The organism is Amycolatopsis sp. PSD-21 (assembly GCF_055561455.1).
The window spans coordinates 5,359,129-5,374,868 of the sequence record NZ_CM145712.1 but is presented as its reverse complement, the minus strand read 5'-3'; the positions used below and the strand labels follow the sequence as shown (position 1 = coordinate 5,374,868).

General features: G+C 70.3%; 14 protein-coding genes. 5 read left to right on the top strand and 9 right to left on the bottom strand.

Annotated elements, in window-relative coordinates; translation table 11 throughout:
- Positions 1-326: 326 nt before the first annotated feature.
- Positions 327-1,361, bottom strand: coding sequence for an AsnC family transcriptional regulator (locus tag ACZ1DY_RS25290; RefSeq protein WP_465481072.1), 1,035 nt, complete (start codon positions 1,359-1,361; stop codon positions 327-329).
- Positions 1,362-1,477: 116 nt separating this feature from the next.
- Between ACZ1DY_RS25290 and ACZ1DY_RS25285 the strand changes: the two genes are divergently transcribed.
- Together ACZ1DY_RS25285 and ACZ1DY_RS25280 are read left to right on the top strand one after the other, a co-directional pair.
- Entirely contained in the window at positions 1,478-2,704 is a 1,227-nt protein-coding gene (locus tag ACZ1DY_RS25285) for a M20 metallopeptidase family protein (protein WP_465481071.1), read from the top strand.
- Positions 2,701-4,038: an MFS transporter gene (locus ACZ1DY_RS25280; RefSeq protein WP_465481070.1), complete on the top strand. Its 1,338-nt coding sequence runs from the start codon at positions 2,701-2,703 to the stop codon at positions 4,036-4,038. The genes ACZ1DY_RS25285 and ACZ1DY_RS25280 overlap by 4 nt, the downstream gene beginning before the upstream one ends.
- On the opposite strand, the gene ACZ1DY_RS25275 is transcribed toward ACZ1DY_RS25280, so the two are convergent.
- On the bottom strand, positions 4,035-5,018 hold the full coding sequence (locus ACZ1DY_RS25275) for an SDR family oxidoreductase (RefSeq protein ID WP_465481069.1): 984 nt from the start codon (positions 5,016-5,018) through the stop codon (positions 4,035-4,037). The two genes, ACZ1DY_RS25280 and ACZ1DY_RS25275, sit on opposite strands and share 4 nt — an antisense overlap.
- A 147-nt stretch (positions 5,019-5,165) precedes the next feature.
- Here ACZ1DY_RS25275 and ACZ1DY_RS25270 point away from each other — a divergent pair, with 147 nt between their 5' ends.
- Positions 5,166-6,029, top strand: a complete 864-nt coding sequence (locus ACZ1DY_RS25270) for a helix-turn-helix transcriptional regulator (protein ID WP_465481068.1) — start codon at positions 5,166-5,168, stop codon at positions 6,027-6,029.
- Here ACZ1DY_RS25270 and ACZ1DY_RS25265 read toward each other — a convergent pair.
- The 5 genes from ACZ1DY_RS25265 to ACZ1DY_RS25245 all read right to left on the bottom strand — a co-directional run bounded on the left by ACZ1DY_RS25265 (position 6,004) and on the right by ACZ1DY_RS25245 (position 9,929).
- Entirely contained in the window at positions 6,004-6,198 is a 195-nt protein-coding gene (locus tag ACZ1DY_RS25265; protein WP_192741939.1) for a hypothetical protein, read from the bottom strand. The genes ACZ1DY_RS25270 and ACZ1DY_RS25265 overlap by 26 nt on opposite strands.
- Positions 6,199-6,300: 102 nt before the next feature.
- Positions 6,301-6,930 (bottom strand): TetR/AcrR family transcriptional regulator, encoded by a 630-nt coding sequence (locus ACZ1DY_RS25260; RefSeq protein ID WP_465481067.1) that lies wholly within the window; start codon positions 6,928-6,930, stop codon positions 6,301-6,303.
- Between the two features lie 96 nt (positions 6,931-7,026).
- Positions 7,027-7,857 carry an alpha/beta fold hydrolase gene (locus tag ACZ1DY_RS25255; RefSeq protein WP_465481066.1) on the bottom strand — a complete coding sequence of 277 codons (831 nt, stop codon included), beginning with the start codon at positions 7,855-7,857 and terminating at the stop codon, positions 7,027-7,029.
- 16 nt (positions 7,858-7,873) lie between these two features.
- Positions 7,874-9,160, bottom strand: a complete 1,287-nt coding sequence (locus ACZ1DY_RS25250) for an MFS transporter (protein ID WP_257486134.1) — start codon at positions 9,158-9,160, stop codon at positions 7,874-7,876.
- 157 nt (positions 9,161-9,317) lie between these two features.
- Positions 9,318-9,929 (bottom strand): TetR/AcrR family transcriptional regulator, encoded by a 612-nt coding sequence (locus ACZ1DY_RS25245; protein ID WP_465481065.1) that lies wholly within the window; start codon positions 9,927-9,929, stop codon positions 9,318-9,320.
- Between the two features lie 134 nt (positions 9,930-10,063).
- Between ACZ1DY_RS25245 and ACZ1DY_RS25240 the strand changes: the two genes are divergently transcribed.
- Positions 10,064-12,535 carry a beta-glucosidase H gene (locus ACZ1DY_RS25240; protein WP_465481064.1) on the top strand — a complete coding sequence of 824 codons (2,472 nt, stop codon included), beginning with the start codon at positions 10,064-10,066 and terminating at the stop codon, positions 12,533-12,535.
- A 154-nt stretch (positions 12,536-12,689) separates the two neighbouring features.
- Positions 12,690-13,718, top strand: coding sequence for a 5'/3'-nucleotidase SurE (locus ACZ1DY_RS25235; protein ID WP_465481063.1), 1,029 nt, complete (start codon positions 12,690-12,692; stop codon positions 13,716-13,718).
- A 52-nt stretch (positions 13,719-13,770) separates the two neighbouring features.
- On the opposite strand, the gene ACZ1DY_RS25230 is transcribed toward ACZ1DY_RS25235, so the two are convergent.
- The gene (locus ACZ1DY_RS25230; RefSeq protein WP_257486138.1) at positions 13,771-14,814 is read right to left on the bottom strand and encodes a quercetin 2,3-dioxygenase; all 1,044 of its coding nucleotides are present in this window, start codon (positions 14,812-14,814) and stop codon (positions 13,771-13,773) included.
- Complete coding sequence (locus ACZ1DY_RS25225; RefSeq protein WP_465481062.1) at positions 14,811-15,725, bottom strand: alpha/beta hydrolase fold domain-containing protein; 915 nt, start codon at positions 15,723-15,725, stop codon at positions 14,811-14,813. Before ACZ1DY_RS25225 ends, ACZ1DY_RS25230 begins: the two co-directional genes overlap by 4 nt.
- Positions 15,726-15,740: the final 15 nt, after the last annotated feature.

Sequence of the window (15,740 nt, the reverse complement as noted above, 5' to 3'; positions counted from 1 at the left end):
CTGACGGCTGGATGTCCGATTGCTGTACCTATGTGCCGTTCTGCGCAGGGGTCGTGAGTGGTAAAGGAGGTTAGAACGACCCAAGACACTCACGACCCCCTCCCCGAGGCCTCAAATCGAGTCCCTTGTGGACAGTCGAGATCTCCTGGATGAGCCGCTCCTGCCGCAGACCGAGTGGCAATGTGCGACTGCCAACCTCCAATGTCCCGGAAGTGGCTTTCGCGACACGCGCCGAGGCCAACTCACGCTGCGAAAGCCACTTCCCCAACCTCCAACGTTGCGAAAGTGGCTTTCGCAACACCTCAGGCGCCTACCCCGCACAAGGCTCACCCCCGTCGAGCAGGCATCGTGACGACGAATCCCGTGCTGCGCCCCAAATCGTCCAGCAGCCACCCCATCCGTTTGGCCGTCCGCAGGATCAAGGCCGAGTCGACGACCGACAGCGGGGCCAGGTCCTGTTCCAGATGTTCCTGCATCCGCATCGATTCCTCGATCGAGCGCATCCAGGTGGTCACCAGCAGGTTCGCCGGGCCGGGCAGGCTCGCGATCTGACGGATGGCCGGGTTGGCCCTCAGCCGGTCCACGCAGGTCGGCACGTGCGCGACGGGCACCTGGCACCACCAGTTGACGACGATCGGCGACGGGGTGAGCCCCTGCGCGATCTCGCACCGGAAGGTCAGCGCGTCGGCGGCGATCAGGTGACCGAGCTGGCGCCGGACGGTCGACACCGGGCGGCCGGTGAGCCGGGCGAGGTCCGCGGCGGTGCGGCGGCCGTCTTCGCCCAGCGCCTCGGTCAGCGCGGCGTACGGCTCCTGCCACGGCTGTAGCGCCGTCTGCCGTCCGCCCGCGCCGCCGGACGACGGCGGCAGCTGCGACAACGCCTGCACGCGCTCCCGGTCCAGCGCGCCCACCCGCCACGAGCTGCCTTCGACGTGCAGCCGCGCCACCAGATGCGAACGGATGTTGAGGACGCCGGGAAGCCCGGGGATCGCGTCCAGCAGCAGGGTGGAGAGGTCGTGCATGCCGAGGCCGAACACCGTCAGCACCAGGCTGTACTCGCGCGAAGCCTCCTCGATGCTGACGACCGACGGCCAGGTGGACAGTTCGCGGATGAGTTCCCGGATCCGGCCGCTCGCACACCGGATCTCGACGTACGCGGCCTGAACCCGGGACCGCCCGGGCACGCGTGGATACGCCGTCACCCAGGCTCCGCCTCCATCGCGCAGCCGCTCCCATCGCCGCGCCAGCGTCACCGGCGACGAGCCGAGGGCGTCGCCCAGCTGCGCCCAGGTGGCGCGCGGCCGTAGTTGCAGAGCGTGGATGAGCGAAAAGTCCTCCTCATCCAGGGAATCGATCACCATTTGTTCTTCCAGGGGCCGATCGTTGAGCGATTCCGACAATTCTAGCTCGATATCGGACGCGGATTCGCACACTCGACGACCAAGACGCCGACGTCCGACGAAGAGGAGATCGACCGGTGGACCTTCACGACGACGCTCGAAGCCTGCAGGACGAGCTGGTCCGGCTCCGCAGCGACCTGCATCGCGAGCCCGAGATCGGTCTCGACCTGCCCCGTACCCAGGAGCGGGTTCTGCGTGAACTCGACGGGCTCGGCCTGGAGGTCTCCACCGGGACCGGCACGACCTCGGTGACCGCGGTGCTGCGCGGCGAGGGCACGGCGCGGGATTCGGCCCGGCCGCGCACGGTTTTGCTGCGCGCGGACATGGACGCTCTCCCGGTGGCCGAAGCGACCGGGCTGGACTTCGCCGCCACGAACGGCGCGATGCACGCCTGCGGCCACGATCTGCACACCACGTCGCTGGTCGGCGCGGCCCGGCTCCTGCACACCCACCGAGACCGGATCAACGGCGACGTCGTCCTGATGTTCCAGCCCGGCGAAGAGGGCTGGGACGGCGCCGGAGTGATGCTCCGGGAAGGCGTGCTCGAGGCCGCGGGCAGGCGCGCCGACGCGGCCTACGGGCTGCACGTCTTCTCGTCGATGCTGCCCAGCGGGCAGTTCGCCGGCCGTCCCGGCACGCTGATGTCCGCGTCGTACCGGCTGCTCGTCACGGTGCACGGAGAGGGCGGCCACGGGTCGATGCCGCACCGCGCCAAGGATCCGATCTCCGCGACCGCGGCGATGATCACCGCGTTGCAGACGATGGTCACCCGGCGGTTCGACATCTTCGATCCGGCCGTGCTCACCGTCGGCGTCATCCGCGGCGGCACCAAACGCAACGTCATCCCCGCCATCGCCGAGTTCGAGGCCACCGTCCGCTGTTTCTCGGACGCCGCCGGCGCGCTGCTCGACACGGCGATCCGGGAGACGATCGACGGCGTCGCGCGAGCGCACGCGGTCACCGCCGACGTCGTGTTCGAGAGCGAGTACCCGGTCACCGTCACCGACGTCGACGAGACCGCGTTCGGCGCCGAGGTCGTCCGCGAGACGATCGGCGAGCAGTACTACACCGAACTGCCGAATCCGGTGGCCGGTTCCGAGGACTTCTCCCGGGTGCTGGCCGAGGTGCCGGGCACGTTCCTCGGTCTCGGTGCGCTGATGCCTGGGCTCGAGCCGGACACCGCGCCCAACAACCACAGCCCGTACGCCGACTTCGATCCGTCCGTGCTGTCGAGGGCCGCCACCGTCTACGCCGAACTCGCCGTCCGCCGTCTCGACCGCTTCGCCGAAGGAGCCACCCGATGAGCGCGACCGCGGGCACGGCCACCATCCCGGATCGCCGCCGCACCCTGTTCGGGCTCGGCGCGGGCAACGCGATGGAGTGGTTCGACTGGAACATCTACGCGACGTTCGCGTCGTTCTTCGCCGCGCAGTTCTTCAACGCGCAAGACGAGGTTTCGGCGCTGCTGAGCACCTTGGCGGTCTTCGCGGTCGGCTTCGCCGCCCGGCCACTCGGCGGCTTGGTCTTCGGCTGGATCGCCGACCGCAAGGGCCGTCAGCTGGCGATGACGCTGACGGTCGCGATCGCCGCCGGCGGCAGCCTCGTCATCGGTCTTTCCCCGACCTACGGCCAGATCGGCGTGTGGGCGTCGGTGATCCTCGTGGTGGCACGGCTGGGCCAAGGTCTCGCGCACGGCGGTGAGCTGCCATCGGCGCAGACCTACATCGCCGAGGTCGCCCCCGCCGCCCGCCGCGGGCTGTGGTCGAGCCTGATCTACTTCTCCGGAACGTGCGGCGTGCTCGCCGGAACCCTGCTGGGCGCGGTCCTCTCCGGTGTGCTGAGCCACGATCAGATGCTCTCGTTCGGCTGGCGGATCCCGTTCGTGCTCGGTGGCGTCTTCGGGCTCTACTCGCTCTACATGCGGATGCGCATGCGGGAGACCGGCGTGTTCCTCGCCGAGAACGCCAAGGACGACGCCGCCGGGAAGAAGGCCGAGAAGGGCCGGATCTGGCAGACGATCAAGCAGCACCCGAAACTGCTCGTGCAGGTCGTCGGGCTGACCGTCGGCGCCACGGTCATCTACTACATGTGGGCCGTCGCCGCGCCGTCGTACGCGATCACCGTGCGGGGCGTCGACCCGACCGGTGCGCTGTGGGCGGGCGTGTTCGCGAACGTGATCTTCCTGATCGCCCTGCCGCTGTGGGGAAGGCTGTCCGATCGCATCGGCAGGAAGCCGGTCCTGTTCATCGCGATCGTCGGCCTCCTGGTGCTGAGCTTCCCGCTGAACGCGATGGTCGGCGACCAGGCCTGGCAGCTGTTCGTGGCGATGTCGATCGCGCTGGTCTTCATGGCCGGGTTCTCCTCCATCGGCCCGGCGGTCTACGCGGAGATCTTCCCGACCCGCATCCGCACCATCGGCGTCGGTGTGCCGTACTCGATCGCGGTCGCGGCCTTCGGTGGAACCGCGCCGTACCTGCAGACGCTCCTCGCCAAGAACGGCTACCCGTCGCTGTTCGTCGTCTACGGCATGGTGCTCATGGTCATCAGCGCCTTGGTCGTCTTCACCCTCCCGGAGACCCGCGGCGTCGACCTGCACGAGAAGGCGAAAGCGGAGGCCGGGTCCAAGGCCGCCGTCTAAGACCGGCGCCTTGATCCCGGGTCGTGGTGGGCGTCCTCGCCGGCGGGGAAGGCGGTGCCGGTGAGTTCCTCGGAGATCCGCCAGATCCGTGCGGCGTCGTCCTTGCCGCGGAGTCGCGAGTAGACGGTCTGCTCGGCGGGGGCGCCCGCCAGATGCCCGAGTCCGCTGGGTCCGTACAGGCGGGCGCCTTGTGTCTCGGGCGAGGTCGCGGCCATCAAGGCGGGGAGCAGTGCCGTCTCGACCGTCCCGAGGAGGATGCCGCGGCCGGCGAGAGCCCGGATGACGCGGACACCGACGGTGTCCCGTGTCCGGCCGACCTCGGGGCGCGCGGCGAGGAGGCTGGTGGCGGCGACGCCGGGGTGGGCGAGGTTGCTGGTGATTTCCCAGCCCCCGGCCTGGCTGCGCCGGTCGAGTTCGAGGCCGAACAGGCCGAAGGCGATCTTCGACTGGCTGTAGGCGTGGCGGCCGTTGTAGGACCGTTCCCAGTTCACGTCGTCCCAGTTGATGGAGTGCTGGTTCGCGGCGACGCTGATCTGCGACGTCACCCGCGCACGTCCCGCGCGCAGCAAAGGCAGCAGGTGGGCGACGAGAGCGAAATGCCCCAGATGGTTACTGCCGAACTGCAGCTCGAATCCCTCGGTGGTGGTCTGCCGGTCCGGCGGGGTCATCACACCGGCGTTGTTGACGAGGAGGTGGATCGGCCGGCCCTCCTCACACAGCGTGGCGCCCAGCGCGGCGACCGAGTCCAGCGACGACAGGTCTAGGTCCCGGAGGGAGACCTTCGCTCCCGGATGCTGCTGCTCGATCTTCGCGATGGCCGCGTCGCCCTTGCGGCGATTGCGGACGGGCATGACGACTTCGGCGCCGGCGGCGGCCAGACGGGCCGTCAATCCCAATCCGACCCCGTCGCTGGCGCCGGTGACGACGGCGAGCTTCCCGGACAGATCGGGAACGGTGATATCCGGTCGGGTGCGTGCCATGTGCTGCTCCTGGTTCTCCTGGCCGTCGATGTGTTCCCTCCCAGGCTGCGCCGGATCGACGGCACTAGCCACGGCCTGTCGATCCCAGGCAAACCTCCGGCGGCGGAGGCAGACTGAACCGGCACCGGGACCAGAGAGGAAGCAGCCGTGATCGATCGAGCCGGGCTCGCCGGGTTCCTGCGCCGTCGCCGCGAGTCGCTCCAGCCCGAAGACGTCGGGCTCCCGCGCGGGCAACGGCGCAGAACCGCCGGCCTGCGCCGCGAAGAGGTCGCCACGCTCTGTCATATTTCCACCGACTACTACAGCAGGCTGGAGCGGGAACGCGGACCTCACCCGTCCGAGCAGATGATCGCTTCGATCGCGCAGGGCCTCCATCTGTCGCTCGACGAACGAGACCACCTTTTCCGGCTCGCCGGGCACAACCCGCCCGCGCGGGGCGCGACCAGCGAACACATCAGCCCAGGCCTGCTCCGCATCTTCGACCGGCTCACCGACACGCCCGCCGAGATCGTCACCGAGCTCGGCGAGACGCTCCGGCAGACCCCGCTCGGTGTCGCCCTCACCGGCGACACCACCCGGTACACCGGCCCGTCCCGCAGCATCGGCTACCGGTGGTTCACCGACGAGGCCACCCGGTCGCTCTACCACCCCGACGACCATCCGTTGCACACGCGCGTCTTCACCGCGGGGCTCCGCAAGATGGTCACCCTCCGCGGACCCGGTTCACGGGCGGCGCACCTCTTGGATCTCCTGCTCGACCGCAGCGAGGAATTCCGCACCGCGTGGAACGACCACGAGATCGGCGTCCACTACAACGGCGTCAAACGGTTCGTGCACCCCGAGGTCGGCGCACTGGAACTGACCTGTCAGACCCTGATCGATCCCGACCAGTCCCACCTGCTCCTCGTCAACACCGCGGTCCCCGGCAGCGAAAGCCACGAGAAGCTCCAGCTTCTCGCCGTCATCGGGCCCCGGACGCGTGAGCTCAGTGGCCGGCCAGATCCATCGTGAACAGAAGCAGTGCGAAGAACAATTGGAGTGCGGCGATACAGACGCCCGCGACGACAAGGCCGTCCAGCCGATATTGCCGGTCGGTGAACGCCGACGTCGCTCCGGCGGCCAAGGCCAGCACCGAGGCCACCTCTCCGTAGGGGAGCACCCAGGCGAGCAAGGCGAGCACGAGACAGACAGGACCGAGTACGCCTTTGACTCCGGGACGATCTCTCGCTGCCAGCCGTCGAGTCACGCGCCGATCTTCCCTTCAGCTCGTCTGGCGCACACGCTACCGCCGGGTCGCCCACCGGTGTTTCACGGCGTCGACGAAGGCGCCGAACTCCACGGTCATCGAGACCGTGCCGGGGTCGAGCATCCACTGCTGCTGCAGGCCGTCCAGTACGGCGATCGTCGTGCGTACCAGCGTGGCCACCGGGGCGTCGGCCCGGATCTCCTCGGCGTTCTGTCCACTGTGGATCGCTTCGGTCAGCCACCGGGTCACCGTGGTGTAGTGCGATCGCGTCCACTCGTGCGCGGGGTGCCGCGGATCGGTGGCCTCGGCGGTCACGCGGACGAACAACCCCACCAGTTCCGGTCGCGTGGTGTTGCGGGCGACCAGCGCCTCGAGCGCCGCGAACGCGGCCCAGCTCAAGGGCATCCGGTCGCCGTCTTGCCGGAGGAAGCGGGTGTCCTCCGCGTCGCGTGCTTCGAGCACCGCCGTCAAGAGGGCGGTCTTGCTCGGAAAATGGTGCAGCAGCCCGGACTGCGAAAGCCCGGCGGTGCGGGCGACGGTGGCGATCGAGGTGCCGCGGTACCCGGTGGCGGAGAACAGTTCGGTGGCCACTCGTACGACGGCCGCCCGCGACGCCGCGCCGGCCGCTTCCCCGCGCGTGGTCGGCCTTTCGGCGGGGAGGGACATGAAGCACTGCTCCTGGCGGTCCTGCGCTCGCGCGCCCGACGGGGTTACGAGCGCAGGGTAGTCCGCCATGGCCGGCCGGGCGCGAACCAGGCCGTTCTAGCCCGCTTGAGCCCAGAATTCCGCGAAGAGGCGCGCCGTGACGCCCGGCTTTTCCTCGTTCGGCGTGTGGCCGGAACCGGCGATGACCTCGTATCGGGCGCCGAGACGGGCCGCCATCTCGCGTTGCGCCTCCGGCGGCCACGCCGCGTCGTTTTCTCCGTGGGCCACCATGATCGGGACCCCGGTCGCCCGCAGTTCCGCCACCCGGTCCGGTTCGCCGGCGATGGCGCGGGCGATGCCGAGCAGATTGGCCGGGTTGGTCTCGTGGACCCGGGTCCGCAGATACGTCACGACCGGTTCAGGAGCCCCGGCGGCGAAGAACGGTTCGAGGAATCGCCAGGCGCCGGCGGAACCTTCGGCGGCGATGGCGTCTTGCAGTGTCGGTCCGGCCGGACCGGTGACGGTGGAGCCGCCGGGGCCCGAGCACAGGATGGTGTAACTGCGGAAGCGGTCCGGCTCCCGGATCACCGCCGCGCGTGTGACCAGGCCGCCGAAGCTGTGCCCCACCAGGTGGACCCGCTCGTCCGGCACGGCGGCGTCGAGTACCTCCAGCAGGCCGGTGGCGAAGGCCTCCACGGTGTAGTCGTCGGCGTCGTCCGGGCCTTCGGACAGCCATTGTCCCTGCTGGCTGTAGGTCAGGACGTCGTAACCGGAATCGGTCAGCCCGCGCAGCATCGGGACGAAGTCCTCTTTGGACCCGGTGAAGCCGGGGACGAGCACGGCGACGCCGTTGGCCGCGCCGCCGTCGGGCGTGGCCCGGACGGCGGACAGCCTGCCCGCCGTGGTGGGCACGGTGAGTGTGCGGGCATGGGAGGGAAGGGAGTACAACGGTCGCTCCTCGGGGTCAGCGGACGGATCGGATGGGCAGGAACGCGGCGGCGCCGATGAGCACGAGCAATCCGGCGACGGCGAACAGGACGTGGTACCCGGCGAGGGTGATGAGGAAGGCGGAGAAGGTCGGCGCCACCGCCTGGGGGAAGTTGGTGGCGACGTTGAGCAGTCCGAGGTCCTTGGCCGCGTCGTCGTCGCTCGGCAGCACCTGGGTCATCAGCGCGACGTCGAGGGTCATGTAGGTGCCGAACCCGAAGCCGGAGATCGCCGCGAACGCCAGCATGCCCCCGATGGTCGGGCTGAAGAGAGGAAACGCCAGTCCGACGGCGATGATCACCGAAGCGGCGATCACGAACGGCTTGCGGCGGCCGACGCGGTCCGACCACGGGCCGGTGACGAAGCTGGAGAGCACCGTGCCGACGAGCATCACCAAGGACAGTTGCCCGGTGACGGCGTTCGCGCGCTCCAGCGGGATACCCACGTGGTCGACCAGGATGTAGAGCTGGAAGTTGTAGACGGCCCAATAGCCGAGCACGAACAGCATCCGGGCGACGAAGGCCCAGGCGAAGTCGGGGTGGCGGCGCGGGCTGACCCAGAAGCCCTTCAGGAACGCCGGCCACGACCAGGCGGCACGTGGCCGTCCTTCGCTGGAGGTGTCGCGGTTTATGAGCACGAACACCAAGATGACCACGAGCACGACGGCGGCGAAGACGCTGTAGCCGATCCCGAGGTCGGTGGCGAACCGGGCGGCCAGCAGCACACCCGCGGTGGCGCCGACCATGCTGCCGACACCGACGAAGGCGGACGCCGTGCCACGCTGCCCGGCCGGCAGCCGGTCGGCCAGGATCGCCGTCATCGGGCCCTGGACGATATTGAGCGAGACCTGCACGAGGAGCCACAGCACGGCCAGCAGCGCGACCGAGCCGGCCACGGGAAGCGTCACCAGGAACACCGCGCCGAACAGCGCGCCGAGCATCATCCACGGGGTGCGGCGGCCGAACCGGCTGCGCGTGCGGTCGGACAGCGCGCCGACGATGGGCTGCACGAACAGTGTGGCGAACGCCGACACGCTGACCACCAGGCCGAGGCTGCCGACCTTTCCCGCGGGGTCGACCTCGGCGACCTGGTTCGGCAGCAGGATGCCCAGGAGGCCCGAATAGGCGAGGAAGAGGGAGAAGTTGCCGATCAAGAGCGACCCGATGAGCACGCGCCCGCGCCCTGGACCAGGGCGGGGACCGGGGACATCGTCCGGCGCGACGGTCGCGGTGTGCGGTGCTGGGTCAGGCAGTGTGGGGGCCATGGCCGCCTCCTGAACGCGAATGCCGGGCACCACTGCCACGGCGAATGCGGCGCATCACATCACGGCGACCGACCGCTTAGTCGGTCTGTATATACGTTCGTGATCTACTAGTGTCGCGAGTGTGACCTCTTGCGGGGTCGGAAAGCGTCAGGCCGGCTCAGGTGGTCTGGCGCAGCAACTGGATCAGCGCGTTGAACGAGGCGGTCATGTCCGCCTCGTCGGCGTCCAGGAGCCACTGGAACTGCATGCCGTCCATCACCGCGATCACCAGGGGCGCCACCGCTTCCGGGGTGAGGTTCCCCGGCAGGCGGTCACCGAATTCCCGGCGCAGGGTCTCGGTCAGCGAGGCGCGGATCGTGGCGTAGCGGCGGGTGAAGAACTCGCGTGCCGGGTGGTCGCCCGTGACGCTCTCGCCGAGCAGGGCGGAGAACGTCTGGACCACGCCTGGCCTGCTCGCGTTGTATTCGACGAGGGTGGCCAGCAGGTCCAGTGGCCATGGGCCCGTCGCCTGCTCGGTGGCGCCGGCGGTGTCCCATTCGTCGCGCGCCTCGAGCAGGGCGACGAGCAGGTCCTCCTTGGTGGGGAAGTAGTGCAGGAGGCCCTGCTGGGTGATGCCGACGCGGTCGGCGACGGCGGCCAGGGAGGCGCCGCGGTAGCCGCGTTCGGCGATGACGGCCATGGCCGCCCGGAGGATTTCGTTGCGCCGGTCCGCGCGTCGCCGCCCTGGGCGGGCCGCGTCGGCGTGCCCGGCCTCGTCTGTCGCGCGCACGGGACAAGGGTAACCGGTGGCCTGTAGATAACGAAACGGAAACGAAACCTACCGACCGTCAAGTCAGTGGGTGACGATGGCCGGCACGGACGTCCTGTCGGACCGGCCGCCGGGTCACTACAGAGGGAGTCGCAGTGAACAGTCACCACGCCGATCACGGGGCCGAGATCGAGGCGGCGATCGACGCCGCCTTGCCCACGCTCGGCCTCGACGTCAAGGCGAGGCTGGTGGCGGGCCAGGGCATGTGGTCCCTGCCCGCGCTGCCGGAGATCGGCCTGCGGTCGCTGGTGATGTCCGACGGCCCGATCGGGGTCCGCGGGGTGCGATGGACCGCGGCCGATCCTTCGATCGCCCTACCGAGTCCCACCGCGATGGCGGCCACCTGGGATCCCGGACTCATCCGCCGGGCAGGCCATCTGCTGGCGCAGGAAGCACGCCGCAAGGGCGTGCACGTGCTGCTGGCGCCGACGGTCAATCTGCACCGTTCGCCCTTGGGCGGCAGGCATTTCGAGTGCTATTCCGAAGACCCGTTCCTCACCGGCGCGATCGGGACCGGGTACGTGCGCGGCGTGCAGGAAGGCGGCGTCGGAACCACCGTCAAGCATTTCGTCGCCAACGACGCCGAGACCGACCGGTTCACCGTCGACAACCTCGTCGACGAGCGCACACTCCGCGAGCTGTACCTGACGCCGTTCGAGATGATCGTCGCCGGTGCGAAGCCGTGGGGTGTGATGGCGGCCTACAACTCGGTGAACGGCCCGACGATGACCGAGCACGACGAACTGCAGAACGGGGTCCTGCGGGGGGAGTGGGGCTTCGACGGCGCCATCGTCTCGGACTGGTTCGCCACCCGGTCCACCACGGGCGCCATCGGCGGCGGGCTCGACGTCGCGATGCCCGGCCCGCGCACGGTATACGGCGAAGCGTTGGCCGCGGCCGTTCGCGCCGGTGAGGTGGAAGAGTCCACAGTGGACAATGCGGTCCGCCGGGTGCTGCGCCTTGCCGCGCGGACCGGCGCCTGGGACCGGGTCGCTCCGGCGGTGGCGGCGGACGAGCTGCCCGCCCCGCTCGACGGCGTGGCGATGGCGAGGGAACTCGCCGGACGGGCGTTCGTGCTCCTGCGCAATCGGGACGAGGTGCTCCCGCTGGACGCCGCCCGCCACGGCACCGTCGCCCTGATCGGCGCGGCCGCGCGGGACGCCCGGGTGCTGGGCGGCGGCTCGGCCCAGGTGTTCCCGGAGCACGTGGTGTCCCCGCTGGAAGGTCTGCGGGCAGCGCTGCCGGAGGGGGCCTTGACCTACCGTATCGGCGCCGACCCGACCGACGAGCTCAGCGTCGCGGGCAACGGTTTCGAGCTGCGCGCGGTGTGCCGGGACGCCGAGGGAACGGTGCTGGGCGAGGACACGCTGCCCCACGGCATGGTGCAGTGGTTCGGTACCGACCTGCCCGAGGGGGTCACGCTCGACCGCCTGCGTTCGGTCGAGATCACCGGCAGGTTCACCCCGCGCGAGTCCGGGCTGCATTCGTTCGGTACCAAGGGTCTCGGCGCGTTCACCCTGTCCGTCGACGGCACGGTGCTCTTCGACGGTGTCGCGGTCGCCGACGGCCTCGACCCCTTCGAGGCGTTCTTCGCCGCCCCGGCCGAGCGAGCCAAGGCGGAGCTCGTCGCGGGAAAGACCGTCGAAGTCGGCCTGGTCTACACCGTTCCTGATCTGTCGGGGGCGCCGGTCGCGAGCATCAGCTGCGCGCTGGTGCACCGCGAGCCGCAGCTCGACGCCGACGAGCTGATCGAAGAGGCGGTGGCCGCCGCGTCGGTGTCCGACGCCGCGATCGTGGTCGTGGCGACCACCGAGCGCGTGGAGAGCGAGGGATTCGACCGCGCCGACCTGCGTCTGCCGGGCCGCCAGGACGAACTGGTGCACCGGGTGGCCGCGGTCAACCCGCGCACGATCGTCGTGGTCAACGCGGGCTCCCCGGTGGAGATGCCGTGGCGCGACGAGGTCGCAGCGGTGATGCTGAGCTGGTTCCCCGGGCAGGAGGGCGGTTCCGCGCTCGCCGACGTGCTGCTCGGCGACGCCGAACCCGGTGGCAGGCTGCCCACCACCTGGCCTGTCCGGCTGGACGACGCGCCGGTCACCCAGGTGCGCCCTCGGGACGGGAAGCTCAGCTACGACGAGGGTGTCTTCATCGGCTACCGAGCCTGGCAGCGGGGCGACGCCGAACCGGCCTACTGGTTCGGGCACGGACTCGGTTATACCGACTGGTCCTATGAGGACGCCCGTGTCGTCGAACCGGACACTGTGGACGGTGACGTGCGGGTCATGGTGACCGTGCGCAACTCCGGCATCCGCGACGGCCGCGAGGTCGTCCAGGTGTACGCCTCCCGCCCGGACAGCGCGGTGGACCGGCCGCACCGCTGGCTCGCCGGTTTCGCGACCGTGGAGTGCGCCGCCGGGGCGCGCGCCACGGTGGACATCGCCCTTCCCCAGCGGGTTTTCGCGCACTGGGACGGCGCGTGGACGGTCGAACCCGGCGAGTTCGAGCTCCACATCGGACGGTCGGCCGCCGACATCCGGCTGGTGCGTGCCATGACCCCCGGTCCGTGAAGGCCTCCTTCCCTGCCTTGAGGGTAAGGAAGGGGCCCATCGCTACCTGCTGGCAGGGACTTCGGCAGCCGGTCCTGTCGCCGGGGTCTCCCACGGTCTGGACGTCCTGCTTGTCCTTACCTCTCGATGGATCTCCCCGGAAAGGAAACCTTCCATGAAAACACGTTCGGCTCTCAAGGCCGGTGCCCTGCTGGCGGCCACCGCCACCGTGGTGCTCACCGGCGCCTCGGGTGCGGTGGGCGCGCCCGCGGCGCCGCTGGCCGGGATGCGCGTCCTGCTCGGCAACGACGATTCGATGCAGGCCGCGCGGCCGGACGGCGCCGACGGCATCGGCCTGTACGACTTGCGGAAACGTCTCTGCGCCGCGGGGGCCGACGTGGTCGTGGTCGCGCCGTGGGCGTACATGAGCGGCGCGAGCGGAGCGGTGACCACCGGTGGCACCGTCTCCGCGCAGCGGCGCACCGCGATGCCCGCCGGATACCAGCAGGACTGTGGGGGAGCGCCCGGCGCGGGCGCGGTGTTCGGCCTGTGCCGGGGAGCTTCGCCGTGCACGCCGGCCTCGCCTTCGGCCACCCCGGCCGACACGGTGAAGTTCGCGCTGCGCGGTGGGCTCGGTCATCTGGTGGGCTGGCGCGAAGCGCCCGACGTCGTGGTGACCGGGATCAACTCGGGGCCGAACGTCAGCTCGGCGGTCAACGACTCGGGCACCGTGGGCGCCGCGATCGCCGCGCTCGACAGCGAGGTCCCGGCGGTGGCGTTCAGCGGGATGGTCGGGGACGGGCTGGTGGTCGGCCGGAAGACCTACGAGGCCGCGGCCGAGTTCGGTGCCCGCCTCCTGACCCGGCTGCGGCAACGCGACCTGCTGTCCCCGCGGTTCGCGCTGAACGTGAACTACCCCGACGCGGCGCGAGGCAAGGCGAGCCGGGTGTCCTGGACCAGCATGGGCACCGGCCCGCTCGGCGTCGCCACCTTCACCCCGGTGGACGCCGACACCTTCACCCTCGGTCTCGGTCTCTGCCCGGCGGACCGGTACTGCCTGCCCGAGACCAAACGCGATTCGGACACCGAGGCCATCCGCCGCGGCGAGGTGTCGATCACCCCGATCACGGCGGACCGGACCCTGCCGGGCCGGGACGCCGACCGGGTCCGGGCGGCCGTCACCGGCGGACGGCTGCCCGGCTGAGGGGGAGCTGCCCGGTCACCGATGCGTGGTGGCCGGGCAGCGCCGCCGGCGATTACAGCCCGGTGGCACGGATCCGGTCCGGGGGCCCGCCCACCACTACGACGTCCAGGTCCGGGTTCGCCCGGATGCCGCCGACGACCACCGACGGGTCGATGAGTCCTTCGGTGTGCACGTGATCGTCGGTCGGCACCCCGGTCACGTCGAAGAACGGCTCGAAGATGTCGGAGGTGAGCAGCCCGAGCAGCTGGGTGTTGTGCGCCGTGACGGCGAAGCTGTGCACGGCCCCGGCCGGCGCGTGCAGGAAGTCGCCGGGCGTCAGCAGGATCTCCTCGCCGTTGACCCACAGCCAGATCCGGCCGGAGAGACAGAGGAAGTTCTCGGTGTGCCGCCGGTGGAAATGCCGGATGACGTACGGCTGCGGCGCGGCGAGGGTGTTGACCGCGAAATAGCGGCCGCCGGTGTTGCGGCCGCGGGCCAGGAAAGAGTTGACCGCGTCCGGCCATCCCCGCCGTTCCCCGGTGCGGGAGCGCAGGAAATAGCCCTCGGTTCCCCCGGGCAGGGTGTCGTCCCATTCGGTGCTCGGGGCCACGAGGGGAAGGTCGTGCCGCGTCGCCTTCGACGGCGCTTCGCCGGTGACCGTGGCGCCCGCGGCGTAGAGGTGCCGCTCGACCTTCGCCGCCTCGGAGAGCCCGTCCAGAGCGCCGCCGGGGGCGGAGTACTGCAGCACCTTCGTCAAATGGCTCAGCATGCGGCAGGCCACCGGGGTTCCCGGCGGGACGTGCACGGAGTCACCGGGAACCAGCACCCGGCTCTCGCCCGGCAGCCAGAACTGAGCGCTGCCCTCGAAGACGTAGAACGAACGCTGGTGCTCGGTGAAGCTGTGGAACGGGATTTCCGCCCCCCGCGGGCCGAGCACGAACGCCGCGTCGAACAGGCCGCCGGTGTCGCGAGTCCGGGCGATGACCGTCCACAACAGACCGCCGGTCTCGAACCGCAGGCCCTCGCCGCTCGCCAGGTAGTAGGGGACCGGTTCGCCGGGTAGGGCGCCGACCACGGGCACGACTCCGTGCATGGTCTCCGGATCGGGAGTGGTCACCGGTTTTCTCCTGTCATGAGGTGCTTTCGGAAGAAGTCGTGGATGTCGGAGAAGCCGAACGCGGCCTGTTCGCCCTCCGCCGCCAGCCTGCCGTCGTCCATCACCCGGCCGAGTGCGACGTCGAGACGGCCGGGAGGATTGAGGAAACCGTGCCGGTAGCCGTCGAGGAGGTGCAGCTCGCTCGGCACACCGGCGGCCACGAGCGCGGCGTGCAGGCGTTCGCTCTGCCGGTGGGACACCAGCACGTCGGCGGTGCCGTGGGAGATTTGGAACGGCGGTGCGCCGGGGCTGATCCAGGTGAGCGGGCTCGCCAGCCGTGCCTGCTCCGGCAGCCGCGCGGGATGCCCACCGAGCAGCCGTGCCTCCGGAGTGGACTTCGCGTCGAGCCCAGGGCGGGCCGTCTCCGCGTCGGCGACGACCTCGGCGAGATCGACCGGGGGATAGGACACCGCCACCGCTTTTACCGGTACGGCACCGCTTTCTCGCTCACCCGGTACCTCGGCGAGGTGTCCGGTGAGCCCGGCGAGCGCGGCCAGATGACCACCGGCCGACGCGCCCCAGAGCCCGACGGCCCCGGGGCGCAGACCATAGTGCCCGGCGTGCGCGTTCAGAAACCGGACGGCGGCGCGCACGTCGTGCAACTGGGCGGGGAACAACGCCTGCGACGAGAGCCGGTATTCGATACTCGCCATCGCGCAGCCGGTGGCCACGGCATGCCTTGCGAGGTCGGGTGCCAGCGTCCGGTCACCGGCGAACCAGCCGCCGCCGTGCAGCCACAGCACCACCGGGACCGTGCCGCCGGTGACCGGGCGGTACAGGTCGAGCAGGAGGTCCCCGGTGTCCCGCCGGGCGAAGACGACGTCGGCTTCTACGCGGATCGTTTCGGACGGGGGCGCGGAGCGAGATGCCATGTCCGCAAGCTTCGT